Origin of the sequence: Dactylosporangium sp. NPDC005572 (assembly GCF_040605515.1) — a bacterium.
Classification (GTDB): domain Bacteria; phylum Actinomycetota; class Actinomycetes; order Mycobacteriales; family Micromonosporaceae; genus Dactylosporangium.
In genome coordinates, this window is the sequence record NZ_JBEXCY010000108.1 from 20,705 (window position 1) to 38,426 (window position 17,722).

Genomic DNA, 17,722 nt, shown 5'->3' on the forward strand with positions numbered 1-17,722 from the left:
GCTCTCGTGAGAGCGTGTGAGAGCGTGTGAGAGTCATGACGCCACCGGGTTCCGTTCGAGCCGGTAGCGGATGAACCGCTTCGCGCCATCGGTTGAGATGACACCGTCCCTGATCAGGGCTTTCTTGTAGCGGTGGAAGGTCGCTTCCGCGAACACGTTGCTCTTCACGAGCGTGGAGATGCTGACCCAGTCGCTCTCATGGGCCTGCCACCACTCTGAGAGCGACCGCATGACGTTCGGCGAATTCCACTGTGGACGGCCAGCTTCGGCGGTGAGAGCCAGAATTGCGGACGATTCGTACGGAACCAGGCGCAGATTGATGTCCTCGAACGGCTCGGCATCTTTCTGTTTCTGGCAGCTCACCGTGACGTTGTTGTCGGCCTTGGCCACCTTGATGATCGTCGTGGCCGCACCCTCAAGTGCCGTGGATCCACGCATGTGATCGCCGTTGCGGCCCTGATGGTGAACGATCTTGACGCAGGCCTCTGTCTGCGCCCGGAGCCGGTCGACGCGGTGCACGAACAGACCCATGTCTCTGGCGGCGTTCTCATCCATGCCGACAGTGACCCGGGCCTGGGTGTCGATCACGATCTCCGCCGGCCGCAGCTCCACGGCGAGGTCCACCAGGGCGTTCCACTCGGCGTCGCTCGCGGCCTGCACGGCAACGGGAAGGAACCTCACGCCCATGGTTCGTGACATCGCGGCTTCCCACGCCCGGACGCGGGCACGGATACCCGAGACGCCCTCGGCGACGAGGTAGAGCACATCGCCCTGCCGAGTCCGGTGCCCCTGCCACGACTCGCCGGTGCTGATACACCCCGCCATGTCGAGCGAGACGAACGACTTGGCACTGCCGGGCGGGCCGATCACCCACACCAGCGAGTCGCGGTAAACGATGCCCTCGACGAGCGGCTCCGGCTCCGGGATGCCATCGAGGCCGGCAGAGTCGACCAGGGCGTCACGGAGGCGCACAGCAGCCGCTCGAGGCGTCCCGCCCGACAGCCCCTCCCGCACATCGGCGACAATTGCGGCCCGCACATCAAGGTCGTCGGCCTCACCAGCCTGGATCAGCCGGTGTCCCGCCATGACGAACTGTCGGCCTTCCGCCGCGGCACGGACACGGCGGGCGTAGTACGGCGCCGTCTGCACCACCGGGCACTCGGCCATCAACGTGTGCAGGTACGCGGCCCCACCCGGCATCCGTCCCAGGTCGCCAGACAACGACAGCCGCTCGGCGATGATGAACGGATCCACCGGAGCGCCGATCGCCTGCTGAGCGCTGACCGCGGCGTAGATGGCACGGTGGACCGGCAGCTCGAAGTCCTCCGCGTCCGCGACGACCGCAGAGACTGCGACGCGGGCGGCCTCATCCTGCAGGACGGCGCCGAGAACAACGCGCTCTGCGTGCCGTGCACTATTCTGAGGATGGATGACGGAGGTCGAGTCGGCTCGGGTGGTGACCGGGCCGTCTCGTTCGACCAGGGTCATGCGCATCGACCGCCGAAGGGCGCAACCCTCGCCGGCTCGTGCTCATCGCAGCGCCACCCGATGATGTATCTGCGGACCTCGGGACTGTGGCAGTGCCGTCGCGTCGTGCCGTTGTAGTGCCCACAGTGCCGCTCTTCCGCGATCACGCCGCCGCCTCCGCGTCGAGCGGGAGGCCGACTGCGGACTCGATGGCGAACATCTCCATCGCCGCGTTGATGCGCCGCACGAGCGCCTGGTCGCCGCTCTCATCGCTTGCCTTGTCCGCGACGTAGTTCTCTTGCGCGGCGAGCCAGCGTGGGTCGTCTCGGTAGTTCACGCTGCCTCCTGGTGCGAGGCGGCGAGTTCTTCCAGCTCCCGTTCGGCGGCTTCGGCAGCCTTGGTCGCCGCGGCGGCCTTCCGTCGCGACTGAGCCGAGCGCAGGGCGAGTTTGGTGAAGTGCGCCTTGCGAGCGAAGTCCGCACGGCGTGCGCGCTCGACTGGGTCGAGAGACCCGTCGGGGTCCACCTGACGCTCGAAGCGTTCCATCGCCGCGGCTCGAGCGGGCGCAGTCGCGGCCGTACGGTCCTCGGTGCCGGCCCAACGCGTGTAGGCCGCGGCTCGAGCGAGCAGCGCGGCTTCGTTGGGCGGAAGCTTGGTTCTCTTGGGCACGGCAGAGCCACCCTCTTCGGGTATGGCCGGTGCCCAAACGACGTGACCCTACGCGGGTCAGGCGCTAATCAGATGTGACCGAGCATAGCGCATCAGTCTGCGTTGTCACGCCAAACGACACGGCGATTGGACGCACCGCCGGCTAGGTGATCGGAGATCCAACCAACCGGCACGACGAACCCGTGCCCGTTGCCGCACTGAAGGACCGCCTCGCCGCTCGACTCGGTGAGCTTCGCCGCGAGCAGTTCCCGCCGCTCCTTGGTGTGGAAGTGGTCCAGGCCGGCCGTCTCGCGGTCGGTGGCCACACTCGGCATCGCCGCACCGTACAGAACCGGGCCCGCGGGAGTCGCGAACACTTCGCCTAGCTTGCCGTGGTCCCGCGGGCAGGCGATGGTGAGCAGCCTTAGCTTGCTCCGTTCCGTGCCCCGCTGAACGGCCAGGAGGACGGCCATTAGTTCGGGGATCTCTTCTGGTGGCAGCCACCGCACGGTCATAGCCGGTCTCCGTAGCTCAGCTTGCGATAGGACTCTCGGGCTCGGTCGGCTGCCGCCGCCTTGCCGTAGCGGTCGAGCATCGTGCGTGATCGCCAGCCACCAAGAAGCATCAGGTCACCCTCGCTCCCGCCGGCCGCCCGGAACGCCGACGCCCAGGTGTGCCGGAACATGTGCGGATGAACCGTCAAGCCGACCTGAGCGGCCCGCCGCTTCACGACCGCGTCGACGCCGTCCGCCGACAGCCGGGCCCGCCCGCGGTCGCCGAGCCACAGGTGCGGCTGGCCCGCGAACGGATGCTTCCGCCGTTCGCGGATGTACCTATCGAGCGCCTGGGCGGCCTTCACGCCGATAGGCACCGCCCGATGCCGGGGCCCGGAACGGTTCGAACCCTTGCCTGCGACGTAGACGATCCTGTCGCGCAGGTCGACATCTTCGAGGTCGAGCGCGGCATGCTCGGCGAGCCGGACCCCACCGTCTACGAACAGCCAAATGATCGCGGCGTCCCGGCGCGGCACGAAACCGGAGCCGGTGCACGTTCCGAGTAGAAGCCGGATCTGCTCGCCGGTCAGAACCGGCGTCTGCGGGTCATTCGGCGCCGGCGTCTTCACGGTCGCCGTGGGATCATCCGCGCGCTCGTCCTCGGTGACGAGCCACCGGTGGAAATGCCGCACGCCGGCGAACCAGCTGCGCGCCGAGCCCGACGACGTCGCTTCCCTGACGTGGATGAGCCACCCGCGGATGTGCTCGCGGGTGACCTCGAGCGGGCCCACGTCCGGGTGATGCTCGGCAAGCCAACCGGCGAGATTGGCCACCCCGTTGCGGTAGGACCGCACGGAATTGGCGGCGTAACCGTCGGCACGGAGGCTTAGGTCCCACGAGTCGCCGAGCACGGCGAAGTCGGGGTGTTGGGCTTGCGGCTCGGCGGGCATGCGCGTACGTTATCGGAACTAGGAGCGCTGTGCAAAACCTCCGAACGGACGACTAGCCAGCATCTTGACTGGTCAGAAGGTCTGCAAGCTCGGCAGCGTTCCTCTGCGCATAGTCCTGATAGCAGTTGTTCATCAGCACGTGCGTGCTCGACGCGTGGGCGGCCAGGTCGCGCAGCTTCGGCGCCCACTCGTGCAGCTCCCGCGAGGAGTACTCGTAGCCGAACTTCTCGTGGATGTCGCGGCTGGTCCAGTGGTCGCTGTGGCCGTGGAAGCGCACCATCGCCAGGCCGGCCGTGGCCTCCAGGACCGGCGGCACCGACTCGCGGTGGCCCTGCGGCATGTCGACCGCCACGTACGGCAGCTCGTGGCGGCGCAGGAAGTCCAGCGTCTCGGCCGCGTTGTCGCCGTCGAACCAGGAGTGGTGCCGCAGCTCGACCGCGACCGGCAGCGGGCTGCAGCGGCGCTGGACCTCGACGAGGGTCTCCTTGTTCGAGCGGCGGATCGTGAACCACGGCGGGAACTGGAACAGCACCGCGCCCAGCTTGCCGGCCTCGACGAGCGGGTCGAGGGCGCTCAGGAACCGGCTCCACACGTCCTCGTACGCCTGGGCCGGCAGGTCCTTGGGGTACACCGTCTGCTTGCCGGTCTCGGGGCGCAGGTCCGCGTAGATCGCGGCCGGGCGGGTCGGGTGCCCGGTGAGCAGGCTGAACGCCTTCACGTTGAACACGAACCCGGGCGGGGTGCGCTCGGCCCACAGCCGGGCGGTCTGCTCGGCCGGCGGGTGGTAGTACGTCGCGTCGACCTCGACGAGCGGGAACCGCGACGCGTAGTAGGCGAGGCGCCCCTCGGCGGTGTCGGTGCCCGGCGGGTACCAGCCCGACGCGAGCAGCGTCGGGTCCGTCCAGGACGCGGTGCCGACCCGGATGGCCATATGCTGCATTGTGCTCTCCCTCGGCTGGAACGACGTGCTGAGCTGGCGTTCCCGGCGGCAGCTCCTGCACCGCCCGGACGCCGACCCGCTCGGCGTGGTCCGCGCCCTCGCCGGCGTGCAGGCCCAGGTCACGGCGTCGGCCGAGCAGGCCGTCGCGGCCCGCACCCCGGTCGTTGACGCGGCGCCGCTGCGCGCGGCCGTCGCCGACCGGCGGCTGGTGAAGACGTGGGCGGCCCGGGGCACCCTGCACCTGCTCGACGCGGCCGAGGCCCCCGCCCACCTGGCCCTGCTGGCCGCGTCCCGCACCTGGGAGAAGGGCTCGTGGCAGCGGACGTTCGTCACCACGGACCAGCTGGCGAAGATCGCGGCCGCCGCCTGGGACGTTCTCGACGGTACCGTGCTGAGCCGCGACGAGCTGACCACCGCCATCGTCGAGCACGCCGGCGACCCCTCGATCGAGGAGCACCTGCGCTCGGGCTGGGGCACCGTCCTGAAGCCCCTGGCCTGGCAGGGCCTGCTCGTCTACGGCCCGAGCAGCGACAACCGCGTCACGTTCACCCGCCCCGACACGTTCGTGCCCGGGTGGACCGGCCTGCCGGACCCGGAGTCCGCCGCCGGGACGGTGATTCCGTCGTACCTCGGCGCGTACGGCCCGGCCTCACCCGCCACGTTCGACCAGTGGCTCATCCGCGGCGCCTCGAAGAAGGCCGTGCTGAAGGGCTGGTTCGCCGCGCTCACCTCGGCGGGCGTGCTGTCCGAGGTCGACGTGGAGGGCGAGGTGCTGTACGCGCGGACCGAGGACCTGCCGTCCCTCGCCGCCCCGGAGCCGTTCGACGAGGTCCGCCTCCTGCCGGCCTTCGACCAGTTCGTCCTCGGCCCCGGCACGTCGGACACCCGCGTGGTCCCGGCGGCCCGCCGCGCCGAGATCAGCCGCGCGGGCGGCTGGATCGCCCCGGTCATCGCGTACCGCGGCCGCGTCTGCGGCACCTGGGAGCGCACCGCCGGCGGCGTCACCCTGAACCCGTTCCCGGAGCAGGGCCCGCTCCCGAAGCGCTCCGTGGACGCCGAACTGGCCCGCCTGACAGACCCCACCCCCTGACCCCGCCCACTACCTCGAGGACGCCGGGCAGCCCGACCCAGAACGGGCGGTCGCGCCTCAGAAGAGCCGTTACTCCTGCGGGTCCTTGAGGAGCGTGCGGGCCTTCTCGGGGTCCAGTTCGCCCTTGCCGGACAGGCCGGCGGACGGGCAGTCGGCCAGCAGCGGGCAGGCGCCGCAGGCCGGCTTCTGGGAGTGGCAGGTGCGGCGGCCGTGGAGGATGAGCAGCAGGTTGGCCTCGACCCAGTCCTTGCGGGGGAACAGGGTGCGGATGGCCTGCTCGGCCGTGTCGACGTCGCGGGCGGGGGACCAGCCCAGGCGTTCGGCGACGCGGCTCACGTGGGTGTCGACCGACACCGCGGGGATGGCGAAGGCGCTGCCGAGGACCATGTTGGCGGTCTTGCGGCCGACCCAGGGGAGGGCCACGAGCTCGTCGACGGTGCGGGGGACCTCGCCGCCGTGGTGCTCGACCAGGGCCGTGGCCAGGGCGATCACCGACTGGGTCTTCTTGCGGTAGTAGCCGACCGGGACCAGGATCTGCTCCATCTCCGGCGGGTCGGCGGCGGCCAGGTCGGCGGCCGTCGGGTAGCGGGTGAAGAGGGCCGGGGTCACCGCGTTGACCCGCTCGTCGAGGGTCTGGGCGGCGAGGACGGCGGCGACGAGCAGCTGCAGCGGCGAGGCGAAGTCGAGCTCGAGGCGGGCGGCGGGATAGCGCACCCGCAGCAGGCGCAGGATCTTGCGGGCCCGCCGGACCGTGGCGGTGTCGAACTCGACCTCAGCAGCAATCACCGCCCGACCCTACGTCCCGGGTACGACATTTTCCGGCGCCCTTCGGACCTGCAGGCGGCCCGCGTCCCCGGGTGGGGGACGCGGGCCGCGAAAGGGGACAAGATCAGGCGACCGGCAGCAGGTCCGGGACGGCCGGGTCGTCGGCGGGGTCGCCGGCGGGGCGCAGGGCCAGGGCCAGCACGTCGGCCACGTCCGCCAGGGCGTGGACGGTGAGCTGGGAGCGGACCTCCTCCGGCAGGTCGTCCAGGTCGGGCTCGTTGCGCTTCGGGATGATGACCTCGGTCAGGCCCGCGCGGTGGGCGGCGAGCAGCTTCTGCTTCACGCCGCCGATCGGCAGGACCCGTCCGGCCAGGGTGACCTCGCCCGTCATGCCGAACTCGGGGCGGACCGGGCGGCCCGTCGCGAGGGAGGCCAGGGCGGTCACCATCGTGATGCCGGCGCTCGGGCCGTCCTTCGGCACCGCGCCCGCCGGGACGTGCAGGTGGATGCGGCGCCCGGCCAGCTCGTTCGGGTCGATGCCGAGCCGGCGGCCGTTGGAGCGCAGGTACGACAGGGCGATGTGCGCCGACTCCTTCATGACGTCGCCGAGCTGGCCGGTCAGGGTCAGGCCCGGCTCGCCCTCCATGGACGTCGCCTCGATGAACAGCACGTCGCCGCCGGCGCCCGTCACCGCGAGGCCGGTCGCCACGCCGGGGACGGCGGTGCGCTCGGCCGACTCCGGGGTGAACCGGGGGCGGCCCAGGTACCGGGCCAGCGTGGTGGCGTCGACGTGGACCGGCTCCGGGGAGCCGGCCAGGGCCACCGCCACCTTACGCAGGACCTTGGCCAGGGCGCGCTCCAGCTGGCGCACACCGGCCTCACGGGTGTGCTCGCCGGCGATCGCCGCCAGCGCGTCGTCCGTGATGGTGAACTCGGCGGCGGTCAGACCCGCGCGGGACAGCTGCCGGGGCAGCAGGTGGTCGCGGGCGATGGCGACCTTCTCCTGCTCGGTGTAGCCGTCCAGGGTCACCAGCTCCATCCGGTCCAGCAGCGGGCCGGGGATGTTGTCGACCACGTTGGCGGTGGCGAGGAACAGCACGTCCGACAGGTCGAGGTCGACCTCCAGGTAGTGGTCGCGGAACGTGTGGTTCTGCGCCGGGTCGAGAACCTCCAGGAGCGCCGCGGCCGGGTCGCCGGCGTAGCCGACGGCCAGCTTGTCGACCTCGTCGAGGAGCACGACCGGGTTCATCGAGCCGGCCTCGCGCAGGGCGCGCACGATCCGGCCGGGCAGCGCGCCGACGTAGGTGCGGCGGTGGCCGCGGATCTCGGCCTCGTCGCGGATGCCGCCGAGGGAGACCCGGACGAACTTGCGGCCGAGGGCCCGGGCGACGGACTCGCCGAGGCTGGTCTTGCCGACCCCGGGCGGGCCGGCGAGGGCGAGCACGGCACCGGAGCCGCGGCCGCCGACGACCTCCAGGCCCTGCGCGGCCCGCCGGTTGCGCACGGCGAGGTGCTCCAGGATGCGGTCCTTCACGTCGGCCAGGCCGGCGTGGTCGGCGTCGAGCACGCCCCGGGCGTCCGAAAGATCCGTATTATCAGTCGTGCGGACATTCCACGGCATTTCGAGGACCGTGTCCAGCCAGGTGCGGATCCAGCCCGCCTCCGGCGACTGGTCACTGGCCCGCTCCAGTCGGCCGACCTCCCGCAGCGCGGCCTCGAGCACCACCGGAGGAAGCGGAGCCGACTCCACGCGGGAGCGGTAGTCGGCCGAGCCCGACGGCTCGTCCTCGCCGAGCTCCTTGCGGATCGCGGCCAGCTGCTGGCGCAGCAGGAACTCGCGCTGGGTCTTCTCCAGGCCCTCGCGCACCTCGTGGTTGATCTTCTCGTTGACCTCCTGCTCGGCCGCGTGGGCGCGGGCCCACTCGACGAGCAGCTCGAGCCGGGCGGTCACGTCCGGGGCCTCGAGGAGCTCGATCTTCTGCCGGAGCGTGAGCCACGGGGCGTACCCGGCGGAGTCGGCGAGCTCGGACAGGTCCGTCATCCGTTCGACGGTGTCGACGACCTGCCAGGCGCCGCGCTCCTGGAGCACGCCGATGACCAGGGCCTTGTACTCGCGGGCGAGCTCGCGGGCCTTGCCGGCCGGGGCGGGCTCGTCGACCGGGGCGGCCTCGACCCACAGGGCCGCGCCGGGACCGGGGACGCCGGCGCCGATGCGGGCCCGCTGCAGGCCGCGGATCACGGCCGCCGGCTCGCCGCTGGGGAGCCGGCCGACCTTGTCGAGGACGGCGATGACGCCGAACGAACCGTATTCACCGTCGAGCCGCGGGACCGCGAGGACCCGTTTGTCGCCGGCGGCGCGCGCCGCGTCGACGGCCGCCTGCGTGGTGGCGTCGAGCGTCACGGGAATGACCATGCCGGGAAGCAGGACGTCGTCGTTCAGCGGGAGAACCGGGAGCGTTGCCATGACACACCTGCCATCAGTAGTTGAGCGTGTCAGGCTTAAGTAACAAACCGTTCCCTCTGTTCCCGTCAGGCCACCACGTGTGACCCAGGCCACTCGTAGTCCGGCAGCCGCACCGCGGTCGCCGTCCGGGTCGCCATCCAGGAGAACAACCGGCGCAGCGGCGGTAGTCCGCCCATCATCCGGAAGAACCGGTCGCGCTGCGCGATCTGCCGGGCGGTCGCCGGTGCGAGGAACGCGGCCCCGCCCGCGGCCTGCCGCTGGCAGGTGGCGGCGTAGGGCCGCATGACCGCCTCGTAGCGCTCCAGGGCGGCCGGCAGCGCAGACGGTGTAGATCGGGCCAGCTCCGACGCGAGGACGTAGGCCCCGACGACCGCCAGGCCGGTGCCGTTGCCGCCCGGGCCGGCGGCGTGCGCGGCGTCCCCGAGCAGCACGACCCGCCCCGAGGACCAGCGGTCGAGCACCACCTGGGTCGCCTCGTCGAACCACCAGTCCTCGGTCGCGGCCATGGCGTCGAGCAGCTCCGCCACCCGCCACCCCGCACCCTGGAACGCGGCGGCGACGGTCGCGCGCTCCCGGCGGTACACCTGCTGCGAATGGGTGAAGAAGAGCTGGACGACGCCGTCGCGCCCGTGCGGGGACGCCACGGTGACCGAGCGCCCGGGCTCGGTGTAGAGCGCGCCGTCCGGAAGGCTCAGGGAGCCGGGCACGGTGAAGACGCAGCCGTGCAGGCCGAGCGGCCGCAGGACGCCGGGGTCGTCCCCGAAGGCGAGGCGCCGCACGGCGGAGCGCAGGCCGTCGGCGCCGACGACGAGGTCGAACCGCCCGGTGGACCCGTCGTCGAAGGTGACGTCCACCCCGGACGGATCCTGGGCGAGCGAGCTGATCCGGATGCCGAAGGTGTACCGCGTGTGCCCGCGCGTGGCGTCGATGAGCACCCGGCTGAGGTCGCCGCGCAGGATCTCCAGGTCGCCGGAGAACACGGCCGCCGGCATGGTCGCCACCCGGCGCCCGGCGGCATCGACGACGGCCAGGTCGCCGGTGCGGGTGGCGTGCGGGCGCAGCAGCGGCAGCAGCCCGGTGCGCTCCAGGACGCCCAGGTGGACCCGGCCGCGGAAGTCGACCGCCCAGCCGCCGGGCCGCGGCGCGGGCGCCCGCTCGACGACGGTGACCCGGTGGCCGTGGGCGTGCAGGCAGTGCGCGAGGGCGGGCCCGGCGATGCCGGCCCCCGAGACGAGGATGTCCATGCCCGGCGACTATACGCGCGTCTTATACGCTTGTATAGAACGCCCGTATACTATGATCGCCGCCCATGGGACACCGCGAAGACCTCCTCGACGGCGCGGTCCGCTGCCTCTACGAGAAGGGCTACGCGCGCACCACCGCCCGCGACATCGTGGCCGCCTCCGGCACCAACCTCGGCTCCATCGGCTACCACTACGGCTCGACGGAGGCGCTGCTCAACACCGCGCTCATGAAGGCCATCGAGACCTGGGGCCACGAGCTGGCCACCGTGCTGCTCGGGCCGGGCGGGGAGGAGCTCACCGGCCTGGCCCGCTTCGAGGCGTACTGGACCCGGGTCCTCGACACCATGGCCGCCCACCGGCCGGTGCTCGTCGCGACGTTCGACGCCGTGATCCAGATGGACCGCGCCCCCGAGCTGCGGGCCATGCTCACCGACGGCATGCAGGGCGCCCGGGCGCTGTGGGCGCACGTGTTCCACCACATCGACGCGGCCGTCGAGGGGGAGAAGGCCCGGCAGGTCGGCTCGTTCTACCAGGCGCTGCTGTCCGGGGTGATCGCCCAGTGGCTGATCGACCCGGCCAACGCCCCGTCCGGCCGGGACCTCGCCGAGGCGCTGCGCACGATCGCGGCGGAGCTGCGGTGAACCGGCTCCTCCTCGGGGTCCTGCTCATCGGCGCGGTCGGCCGCGCCCCGCTCACCTCCGTCGGCCCGCTCGTCAGCGAGATCCGCGCCGACCTCGGCCTGTCCTCGGCCGCGGCCGGGCTGCTCACCACCCTGCCGCTGCTCGCGTTCGCGGTGTTCTCGCTGGTCGCGCCGCTCGTCGCCGGGCGGGCCGGGCTGGAGCGCAGCCTCGCCATCGCGCTGCTGCTGCTCGCAGGCGGCATCGCGGTACGGTCGCTGCCCGCCCAGCTGTGGACCGGCACGATCGCGGTGGGCGCCGCCATCGCCTGCTTCAACGTGCTGCTGCCCAGCGTCGTCAAGCGCGACTTCCCCGACCGGGTCGCCCCGGTCACCGGCGGCTACTCGGCGACGCAGAGCGTTGTCGCGGCGGTCGCCTCCGGCACGGCCGTCCCGCTCGCCGCGGCGGCCGGCGGCTGGCGCTGGGCCCTGGCGTCGTGGGCGCTGCTGGTCGTCGTGGCGGTCGCCGTCTGGGCCCCGTCCGTCCGGGAGGCCGGTCCGGGCGCGAACGGCGCGGCCCGCGCCCCGCTGCCCTGGCGCAGCGGCCTGGCCTGGCAGGTGACGCTGTTCATGGGCCTGCAGTCGCTCGCCTTCTACGTCCTCATCACCTGGCTGCCGACGATCGAGCGCGACCACGGCATCGACCCGGCGGTCGCCGGCTGGCACCTGTTCGCGTACCTGGCCGCGGCCGTCGCCGCGAACCTGCTCGTGCCGCTGTTCATGCGCGCCGGTGCGGCCCAGGCCGACCAACGCCTCGTCGGCCTGGGCTGCGCGGTGTGCATCGGCGCCGGGGTGGCCGGGCAGCAGTGGCTGCCGTGGAACGCCTGGTGGGCCCTCGCGTCGGTGCTCGTCGCCGGCTTCGGCGCGGGCATGGCGATCGTGGTGTGCCTGTCGCTGTTCAGCCTGCGCACCACCGACGCCCGGCAGGCCGCGGCGCTGTCGGCGATGGCCCAGTCGACGGGCTACGGCCTCGCGGCCGGCGGCCCGGTGCTCATCGGCGCCCTGCGCGACGCCGCCGGCTCCTGGACCGTGCCGGTCGTGGTCCTGTGCGCCCTCACCCTGGCGATGGCCGTCGTCGCGTGGCTGTCGGGCCGCCCGGGGACGGTCGCCTGAGTGCCGGGCCTGCGGCCCTGAGCAGCGGCGCGAGCCGGCGGGCGGCCTCGGCCAGGTCGGCCGGGCCCAGCATCGAGAACGACAGGCGGACGTGGTCGTCGGGGCCGCCGCTGGCGAAGAACACGCGGCCGGGCAGGAACGACACCCCGGCCGCCTCGGCCGCCGGGAGCGCCGGCGCGCCGGGCAGCCAGGCGAACCAGCCGCCCGCCGGCACCGGACACGCCACCCCCTCCGCGTGCAGCGCGGCCACCAGCGCGTCGCGGTGGCCCCGGTAGCGGCGCACGACCGACGCCACGTGCCGGTCGAACCCGCCCGAGCGGCCGAACGCGGCCATCGTCAGCGCCACCGTGTGGTTGACGCCGCCCCCGCTGTCGACGTACCCGCGGCGCACCAGCGCCGCGACCAGGCCCGGCGGGCCGGTCAGCCAGCCCAGCCGCAGGCCCGGCGCGACCGACTTGGCGAACGAGCCGATCCGGACCACGGGCGCGCCGTCGCCGAGCGCCCACAGCGACGGCGGCGCCGGCCCGTCGTACGCCAGCTCGCGATACGTGTCGTCCTCGACGACCGTCAGGCCGAGCCGGTCGGCGGTCACGGGCAGCGACCGGCGGGCCGGATCGGGCAGCGACACGCCGGTCGGGTTGGTGAACGTCGGCACGAGGTAATACAGCCCCACCGTCCGCCCGGCCCGGCGCAGCCGCGTCACGACCTCCTCGAGCGCTCCCGGATCCGGCGGTACCTCCACGAGCTCGGCGCCCCGGTCGGCGAGCACCCGCAGGGCCAGGTGGTAGGTCGGCGCGTCGACCAGCACCACGTCACCCGGCTCGACGAGCTGGGTCGAGAGCAGCTCCAGCGCGTGCGAGGCGCCCGCGGTCACGAACACCTCCGCCGGCACCGGCGCGCGGGCGTCGGTCACGGTGAGCCGCTCGCACAGCCACGCCGCCAGCTCGGCCGGGCCGGCCTCGTGACCGTAGGCGAGCGCCTGCCAGCCGAACTCGCGCAGCGCCGCCCCGGTCGCGGCGGCCCAGTCGCCGACCGGCAGCGCGTCCGGGTGCGGATGACCCCAGGACAGGTCGAGCACCCCGGGCCGGCCGGCGTACTGGATGGTAGGCATACCAGCTCACGGTACGGTACTTGCGCGCCCGCCCCGGCCGGTCCACCATCGATGGATGCCGAGGCCGCACCAGCAGCGCGTCGCGTGGGACGGAGCACGGGTCATCGTTCACGCGTCAGCCGACAACGACTGGGCCGTGTGGTTCGCGAACTGGCTCAACGCGCAGGCGGGCCCGCCGTGGGGGCAGCTCGTCATGGACTCCCGCGCCCGGATGGTACGCGGCTACGGCTACGAGTCCGCCGCCCTCGAGTCGGGGCTGTGGCGGGTCCGCCTCGGCGACCTCATGGAGGAGCGCCCCGACCTGGTCGGGCCGCTCGCCGAGATCTTCCGGGAGACCACCGACCAGCTCCGGGCGGCCGCTGCCTGACACCGCCGGCCTCGTCTCCCGCCGGGCCGGGGTGCGCCGGCGTGCCCACGCGGTGGGCCACGGGCGATGCCCCCGGCAACGTAGGATGCAGTCGTGCGAACGCTGGAGTCGTTGCTGGACGAGGGTGCGAGCGTGGCGGTGGAGGGCTGGGACTTCTCCTGGTTCGCCGGCAGTGCTCCCAGAGCCACCGAGGAGCGCCCGCCCTGGGGCTACGCCCGGCAGCTCGCCGGGCGGTACGCAGCCGCCCGCGCCGCGCTGGACGTGCAGACCGGGGGCGGTGAGGTGGTCCGCGAGGCCCTCACCGCGGCGCAGCGGGTTCCGGCGGTACTGGCGGTGACCGAGTCGTGGGCCCCGAACGCGGCACTGGCCCGCGACGCCCTCGCACCGTGGCGGGCCGAGGTGGCCGAGGTCCCCGACGACGCGCCGCTGCCGTTCCCCGACGGCCGGTTCGACCTCGTCACCAGCCGCCATCCCGCGCGGGTGAACTGGCCCGAGCTGGCCCGGGTCCTGGCGCCCGGCGGCACCTACTTCGCCCAGCACGTCGGCGTCGGCACCGCCGCCGCGCTGACCGACTACATGATGGGTCCGCAGCCGCACGGCGACGCGCGCAGCCCGGCCCGGGCGGCCGCCGACGCCGCCTCCTGCGGGCTGCGGCTCGTCGACCTGCGCGAGGCGACGCTGCGGCTGGAGTTCTTCGACGTCGCGGCGGTCGCGGTGTACCTGCGCAAGGTGATCTGGATCGTCCCCGGGTTCACCGTCGAGGGGTACCGCGACAAGCTCGCCGAGCTGCACGAGCGGATCCGGCAGCAGGGGCCGTTCGTGGCACACACCACGCGGTACCTCATCGAATGCTCCCGCCCGGTCGCGCCGCTGTAGGTTGATGCCGAAGGAGCCCTACCCGCCACTGCTGCTGGAGAAGTCTCATGAGCGACACGCCCGTCAACGTCACCGTGACCGGCGCGGCCGGCCAGATCGGTTACGCCCTGCTGTTCCGCATCGCGTCCGGGCAGCTGCTCGGCGCGGACACGAAGGTCAAGCTGCGGCTGCTGGAGATCCCGCAGGCCGTGCGGGCCGCCGAGGGCACCGCGCTGGAGCTGCAGGACGGCGCGTTCCCGCTGCTGGCCGGGGTCGACGTGTTCGACGACCCGAAGGGGGCCTTCTCCGGCACCAACGTCGCCCTGCTCGTCGGCGCCCGCCCGCGCACGAAGGGCATGGAGCGCGGCGACCTGCTCGAGGCCAACGGCGGCATCTTCAAGCCGCAGGGTGAGGCGATCAACGCCGGCGCCGCCGACGACATCAAGGTCCTCGTCGTGGGCAACCCGGCCAACACCAACGCCCTCATCGCCCAGCGCAACGCTCCCGACGTGCCGGCCGAGCGGTTCACCGCGATGACCCGCCTCGACCACAACCGGGCCGTCGCCCAGCTGTCGGCGAAGCTCGGCGTGGCGGTCGCCGATATCAGCAAGGTCACCATCTGGGGCAACCACTCCGCCACCCAGTACCCGGACATCGTCCACGCCACCGTCGCCGGCCGCAACGCCGCCGAGGCCGTGAACGACCAGCAGTGGCTGGAGAACGAGTTCATCCCGCGGGTCGCCAAGCGCGGTGCCGAGATCATCGAGGTCCGCGGCGCCTCCTCGGCGGCCTCCGCCGCGTCGGCCGCCATCGACCACGTCTACGACTGGGTCAACGGCACCCGCGCCGGTGACTGGACCTCGGCCGCGATCGTCTCCGACGGCTCCTACGGCGTCCCCGCCGGCCTGATCTCCTCGTTCCCGGTCACCTCGGCCGGTGGCCGCTGGGAGATCGTGCAGGGCCTGGACATCGACGCGTTCTCCCGCGCCCGCATCGACGCCTCGGTGGCGGAGCTGGACGAGGAGCGCGCCGCGGTGGAGCGCCTCGGCCTCATCTGACGCACACCCCGCCACAGGGCCGGCAGCCGCAAGGCTCCCGGCCCTGTCCCGTCCGCCTCTCGGGCCGTCGGCGCCGCTGGTGACATTTGCACTACGACAAAGGGTCTGCGTTCGCCCCCGGCTGGCGGGGGCGGTACGGTCTGGTCCGACGTACCAAGGGCGGACGGGAGACACACGCGTGAAGGTGAACGCCGAGGCGAGGCAGCGGCTCAGTGCGCTCCTGCGGTCGCACGAGGACGAGATCGTCAAGCGGTGGAGCGAGCTCGCCGCGCGGAGCCTGCGCGGCCGGCTCACCGAGGCCGAGCTCAACCGGCAGGTCCGCGACGTCTACGCGGCGCTGCTGGGCATGCTCGACGGCGCCGGCGACGGCGAGCTCACCGGCGTGCAGGGCGGCGAGTCGCGGGCGTCCCTGGCCGAACTGTCGACCGACTGGGCCCGCCAGGGGTTCACCCCCACCGAGACCGCCAACCTGGTCTTCACCGTCAAGGAGGTCGTCCTCGGCCTCGAAGGGACCAGCGACGGCGACGGCGTCTCGAAGGACTTCCTCGTCCTGTCGCTGCTCGTCGACGAGATGGGCCTGTTCACGTTCGAGACGTTCACGAAGGCCCGCGAGGCGATCATCGCCGACCAGACCGAGCAGCTGCTGGAGCTGTCGACGCCGGTCGTGAAGCTCTGGAACGGCGTGGTGGCCGTGCCGCTCGTCGGCACCCTCGACTCGGCCCGCGCGCAGGTCGTCATGGAGAAGCTGCTGCAGACCCTGGTCGACACCGGGTCGGGCTTCGCGATCGTCGACATCACCGGCGTGCCGGCCGTCGACACCCAGGTCGCCCAGCACATCCTCAAGACGGTCGTAGCCGCCCGGCTGATGGGCGCCGAGTGCATCATCTCCGGCATCCGCCCGCAGATCGCGCAGACCGTCGTCGCGCTCGGCATCGAGTTCGGTGACATCGTCACCAAGGCGACCCTCGCCGACGCCCTGCAGCACGCCCTCCGCGCGAGCGGGGTCGACCTGGTCAAGCGCAAGGCGGTCTGATGGACCGGGTGCCCGTCCTGAAGATCGGCGACATCCTGCTCGTGTCGATCCAGCTCGACCTCGACGACCAGACCGCCATGCAGCTGCAGGAGGACCTGTCCGACCGGATCGTGGAGACCGGCGCGCACGGCGTCGTCATCGACATCTCGGCCCTGGAGATCGTCGACTCGTTCATCGGCCGGATGCTGTCCACGATCGCGGCCGTGTCGCGGGTCCTCGACGCCGAGACGGTCGTCGTGGGCATGCGCCCGGCGGTCGCGATCACCCTCGTCGAGCTGGGCCTGTCGCTCAACGGCGTACGGACCGCCCTCAACGTCGACAAGGCCCTGGAGATCCTGGCGGAGGTGCGTCAGATCCACGGTGTCGGCGTGCTCACGGTGGCCGACGATGACGGCGCCTGAGACCGGCGAGCTGACCCGGCTCGACATCGGCGACGACAAGGACGTCGTGCGGGTGCGCCAGGCCGTGCGGCTGGCCGCCGTCGCGGCGAAGCTGCCGCTGGTCGACCAGACCAAGCTGGTCACCGCGGCGAGCGAGCTCGCCCGCAACACCCTCATCCACGGCGGCGGGGGATACGCGACCGTCGGCGGCGTCCACAACGGCCGCCGGGCGGGGGTACGGGCCGAGTTCGTCGACACCGGCCCCGGCATCGCCGACCTCGACCTCGCGTTCACCGACGGCTACACCACCGGCTCCGGCCTCGGCCTCGGCCTGAGCGGCTCCCGGCGGCTCGTCGACGAGTTCGACATCCAGACCACCCCCGGCGCCGGCACGCGCATCACGGTCACCAAGTGGGCCCGGTGAGCGCCCCCGGGCCGCCACCGTCGGTCGAGGAGCTCGGCTGGGTCAGCGTCGGCGACGCCGGCGCGGCCGGGATCGCCCGCCGGCTCGCCGTCGACGCCGCCCGCCGGCTCGGCTTCACCGAGCAGCGGGCCGGCGAGGTGGCCATCGTCGCCGCCGAGCTGGCCAGCAACCTGCACCGGCACGCCGACGGGGGCGCGCTGTCGGTGCGCATCCTGCGCCGCGGCGCCACCGGCGGCATCGAGCTGGTCGCCGTCGACAGCGGGCCGGGCATGGCCGACCTGCCGTTCGCCAGCGCCGACGGGCACTCGACCGCCGGTACCCTCGGCATCGGCCTCGGCGCCGTCCAGCGCCTCTCCGACGCCGCCACCGGCTTCTCCGTGCCCGGCCGGGGCACCGTCTACGCCGTGCGGCTGTGGCCCGGCCCGTCCGGCGACCACGCCGGGCCCCCGGTCGGCGGGCTGTCCCGGCCGATCACCGGCGAGCAGGTCTGCGGCGACCGGTACGCGGCCCGCGTGCACGACGGCGCGCTGCTCGTGCTCGTCGCCGACGGCCTCGGCCACGGCCCGCTCGCCGCGGCCGCCGCGGCGGCGTACTCGCCGTGGTCGGCCCGGATCGGGATGCCGACCACCTGCACCGGGGCGAG

Annotated in this window: 20 protein-coding genes; 10 read left to right on the plus strand and 10 right to left on the minus strand. The window is 72.9% G+C overall.

Translation table 11 applies throughout. The features are described from left to right. Positions 1-33 precede the first annotated feature (33 nt). The 6 genes from ABZS66_RS37395 to ABZS66_RS37420 all read right to left on the minus strand — a co-directional run bounded on the left by ABZS66_RS37395 (position 34) and on the right by ABZS66_RS37420 (position 4,490). Positions 34-1,488, minus strand: coding sequence for an AAA family ATPase (locus ABZS66_RS37395; RefSeq protein ID WP_354766228.1), 1,455 nt, complete (start codon positions 1,486-1,488; stop codon positions 34-36). 142 nt (positions 1,489-1,630) lie between these two features. Beyond that, positions 1,631-1,804: a hypothetical protein gene (locus ABZS66_RS37400; RefSeq protein ID WP_354766230.1), complete on the minus strand. Its 174-nt coding sequence runs from the start codon at positions 1,802-1,804 to the stop codon at positions 1,631-1,633. Beyond that, positions 1,801-2,013 (minus strand): hypothetical protein, encoded by a 213-nt coding sequence (locus ABZS66_RS37405; protein WP_354766232.1) that lies wholly within the window; start codon positions 2,011-2,013, stop codon positions 1,801-1,803. The genes ABZS66_RS37400 and ABZS66_RS37405 overlap by 4 nt, the downstream gene beginning before the upstream one ends. A gap of 215 nt (positions 2,014-2,228) precedes the next feature. Next, positions 2,229-2,630, minus strand: coding sequence for a hypothetical protein (locus tag ABZS66_RS37410; RefSeq protein ID WP_354766234.1), 402 nt, complete (start codon positions 2,628-2,630; stop codon positions 2,229-2,231). Beyond that, positions 2,627-3,559 carry a tyrosine-type recombinase/integrase gene (locus tag ABZS66_RS37415; protein ID WP_354766236.1) on the minus strand — a complete coding sequence of 311 codons (933 nt, stop codon included), beginning with the start codon at positions 3,557-3,559 and terminating at the stop codon, positions 2,627-2,629. Before ABZS66_RS37415 ends, ABZS66_RS37410 begins: the two co-directional genes overlap by 4 nt. 52 nt (positions 3,560-3,611) lie before the next feature. Beyond that, positions 3,612-4,490: a DUF72 domain-containing protein gene (locus ABZS66_RS37420; protein WP_354766238.1), complete on the minus strand. Its 879-nt coding sequence runs from the start codon at positions 4,488-4,490 to the stop codon at positions 3,612-3,614. A 10-nt stretch (positions 4,491-4,500) separates the two neighbouring features. On the opposite strand from ABZS66_RS37420, the gene ABZS66_RS37425 reads away from it, so the two are divergent. Then, positions 4,501-5,589 carry a crosslink repair DNA glycosylase YcaQ family protein gene (locus tag ABZS66_RS37425; protein WP_354766240.1) on the plus strand — a complete coding sequence of 363 codons (1,089 nt, stop codon included), beginning with the start codon at positions 4,501-4,503 and terminating at the stop codon, positions 5,587-5,589. Positions 5,590-5,658: 69 nt separating this feature from the next. On the opposite strand, the gene nth is transcribed toward ABZS66_RS37425, so the two are convergent. The 3 genes from nth to ABZS66_RS37440 all read right to left on the minus strand — a co-directional run bounded on the left by nth (position 5,659) and on the right by ABZS66_RS37440 (position 10,062). Continuing rightward, positions 5,659-6,375 (minus strand): endonuclease III, encoded by a 717-nt coding sequence (nth, locus tag ABZS66_RS37430; protein ID WP_354766242.1) that lies wholly within the window; start codon positions 6,373-6,375, stop codon positions 5,659-5,661. Between the two features lie 103 nt (positions 6,376-6,478). Next, positions 6,479-8,818, minus strand: a complete 2,340-nt coding sequence (gene lon / locus ABZS66_RS37435; RefSeq protein WP_354766243.1) for an endopeptidase La — start codon at positions 8,816-8,818, stop codon at positions 6,479-6,481. A 65-nt stretch (positions 8,819-8,883) separates the two neighbouring features. Next, on the minus strand, positions 8,884-10,062 hold the full coding sequence (locus ABZS66_RS37440; RefSeq protein WP_354766244.1) for an FAD-dependent monooxygenase: 1,179 nt from the start codon (positions 10,060-10,062) through the stop codon (positions 8,884-8,886). 65 nt (positions 10,063-10,127) lie between these two features. Between ABZS66_RS37440 and ABZS66_RS37445 the strand changes: the two genes are divergently transcribed. Both ABZS66_RS37445 and ABZS66_RS37450 read left to right on the plus strand, forming a co-directional pair. After that, on the plus strand, positions 10,128-10,703 hold the full coding sequence (locus tag ABZS66_RS37445; RefSeq protein WP_354766246.1) for a TetR/AcrR family transcriptional regulator: 576 nt from the start codon (positions 10,128-10,130) through the stop codon (positions 10,701-10,703). Then, positions 10,700-11,851: an MFS transporter gene (locus tag ABZS66_RS37450; RefSeq protein ID WP_354766248.1), complete on the plus strand. Its 1,152-nt coding sequence runs from the start codon at positions 10,700-10,702 to the stop codon at positions 11,849-11,851. The genes ABZS66_RS37445 and ABZS66_RS37450 overlap by 4 nt, the downstream gene beginning before the upstream one ends. On the opposite strand, the gene ABZS66_RS37455 is transcribed toward ABZS66_RS37450, so the two are convergent. After that, positions 11,793-12,962, minus strand: coding sequence for a PLP-dependent aminotransferase family protein (locus ABZS66_RS37455; RefSeq protein ID WP_354766250.1), 1,170 nt, complete (start codon positions 12,960-12,962; stop codon positions 11,793-11,795). The genes ABZS66_RS37450 and ABZS66_RS37455 overlap by 59 nt on opposite strands. 55 nt (positions 12,963-13,017) lie before the next feature. Here ABZS66_RS37455 and ABZS66_RS37460 point away from each other — a divergent pair, with 55 nt between their 5' ends. From ABZS66_RS37460 to ABZS66_RS37490, 7 genes are all read left to right on the plus strand, one after another. Next, a complete protein-coding gene (locus tag ABZS66_RS37460; protein ID WP_354766252.1) occupies positions 13,018-13,329 on the plus strand; it encodes a hypothetical protein in 312 nt (103 codons plus the stop codon). Positions 13,330-13,422: 93 nt separating this feature from the next. After that, on the plus strand, positions 13,423-14,205 hold the full coding sequence (locus ABZS66_RS37465) for a methyltransferase domain-containing protein (protein WP_354766254.1): 783 nt from the start codon (positions 13,423-13,425) through the stop codon (positions 14,203-14,205). A gap of 47 nt (positions 14,206-14,252) precedes the next feature. Continuing rightward, positions 14,253-15,242 carry a malate dehydrogenase gene (locus tag ABZS66_RS37470; RefSeq protein WP_354766256.1) on the plus strand — a complete coding sequence of 330 codons (990 nt, stop codon included), beginning with the start codon at positions 14,253-14,255 and terminating at the stop codon, positions 15,240-15,242. A gap of 178 nt (positions 15,243-15,420) precedes the next feature. Beyond that, entirely contained in the window at positions 15,421-16,275 is an 855-nt protein-coding gene (locus ABZS66_RS37475; protein ID WP_354766258.1) for an STAS domain-containing protein, read from the plus strand. Further along, positions 16,275-16,676 (plus strand): STAS domain-containing protein, encoded by a 402-nt coding sequence (locus tag ABZS66_RS37480; RefSeq protein WP_354766260.1) that lies wholly within the window; start codon positions 16,275-16,277, stop codon positions 16,674-16,676. Before ABZS66_RS37475 ends, ABZS66_RS37480 begins: the two co-directional genes overlap by 1 nt. Beyond that, entirely contained in the window at positions 16,663-17,079 is a 417-nt protein-coding gene (locus ABZS66_RS37485; RefSeq protein ID WP_354766262.1) for an anti-sigma regulatory factor, read from the plus strand. The genes ABZS66_RS37480 and ABZS66_RS37485 overlap by 14 nt, the downstream gene beginning before the upstream one ends. Next, on the plus strand, positions 17,076-17,722 hold a 647-nt coding region (locus ABZS66_RS37490; RefSeq protein ID WP_354766264.1), incomplete at its 3' end, for an ATP-binding protein. The genes ABZS66_RS37485 and ABZS66_RS37490, both read left to right, overlap by 4 nt.

Excerpts from the sequence above, each read along its gene's own strand:
- ABZS66_RS37395 (WP_354766228.1), bottom strand. The coding sequence starts at position 1,488 with ATGACCCTGGTCGAACGAGACGGCCCGGTCACCACCCGAGCCGACTCG.
- ABZS66_RS37405 (WP_354766232.1), bottom strand. The coding sequence starts at position 2,013 with ATGGAACGCTTCGAGCGTCAGGTGGACCCCGACGGGTCTCTCGACCCA.
- ABZS66_RS37410 (WP_354766234.1), bottom strand. The coding sequence starts at position 2,630 with ATGACCGTGCGGTGGCTGCCACCAGAAGAGATCCCCGAACTAATGGCC.
- ABZS66_RS37415 (WP_354766236.1), bottom strand. The coding sequence starts at position 3,559 with ATGCCCGCCGAGCCGCAAGCCCAACACCCCGACTTCGCCGTGCTCGGC.
- ABZS66_RS37420 (WP_354766238.1), bottom strand. The coding sequence starts at position 4,490 with ATGGCCATCCGGGTCGGCACCGCGTCCTGGACGGACCCGACGCTGCTC.
- lon (WP_354766243.1), bottom strand. The coding sequence starts at position 8,818 with ATGGCAACGCTCCCGGTTCTCCCGCTGAACGACGACGTCCTGCTTCCC.
- ABZS66_RS37440 (WP_354766244.1), bottom strand. The coding sequence starts at position 10,062 with ATGGACATCCTCGTCTCGGGGGCCGGCATCGCCGGGCCCGCCCTCGCG.
- ABZS66_RS37445 (WP_354766246.1), top strand. The coding sequence starts at position 10,128 with ATGGGACACCGCGAAGACCTCCTCGACGGCGCGGTCCGCTGCCTCTAC.
- ABZS66_RS37455 (WP_354766250.1), bottom strand. The coding sequence starts at position 12,962 with ATGCCTACCATCCAGTACGCCGGCCGGCCCGGGGTGCTCGACCTGTCC.
- ABZS66_RS37460 (WP_354766252.1), top strand. The coding sequence starts at position 13,018 with ATGCCGAGGCCGCACCAGCAGCGCGTCGCGTGGGACGGAGCACGGGTC.
- ABZS66_RS37470 (WP_354766256.1), top strand. The coding sequence starts at position 14,253 with ATGAGCGACACGCCCGTCAACGTCACCGTGACCGGCGCGGCCGGCCAG.
- ABZS66_RS37480 (WP_354766260.1), top strand. The coding sequence starts at position 16,275 with ATGGACCGGGTGCCCGTCCTGAAGATCGGCGACATCCTGCTCGTGTCG.
- ABZS66_RS37485 (WP_354766262.1), top strand. The coding sequence starts at position 16,663 with ATGACGGCGCCTGAGACCGGCGAGCTGACCCGGCTCGACATCGGCGAC.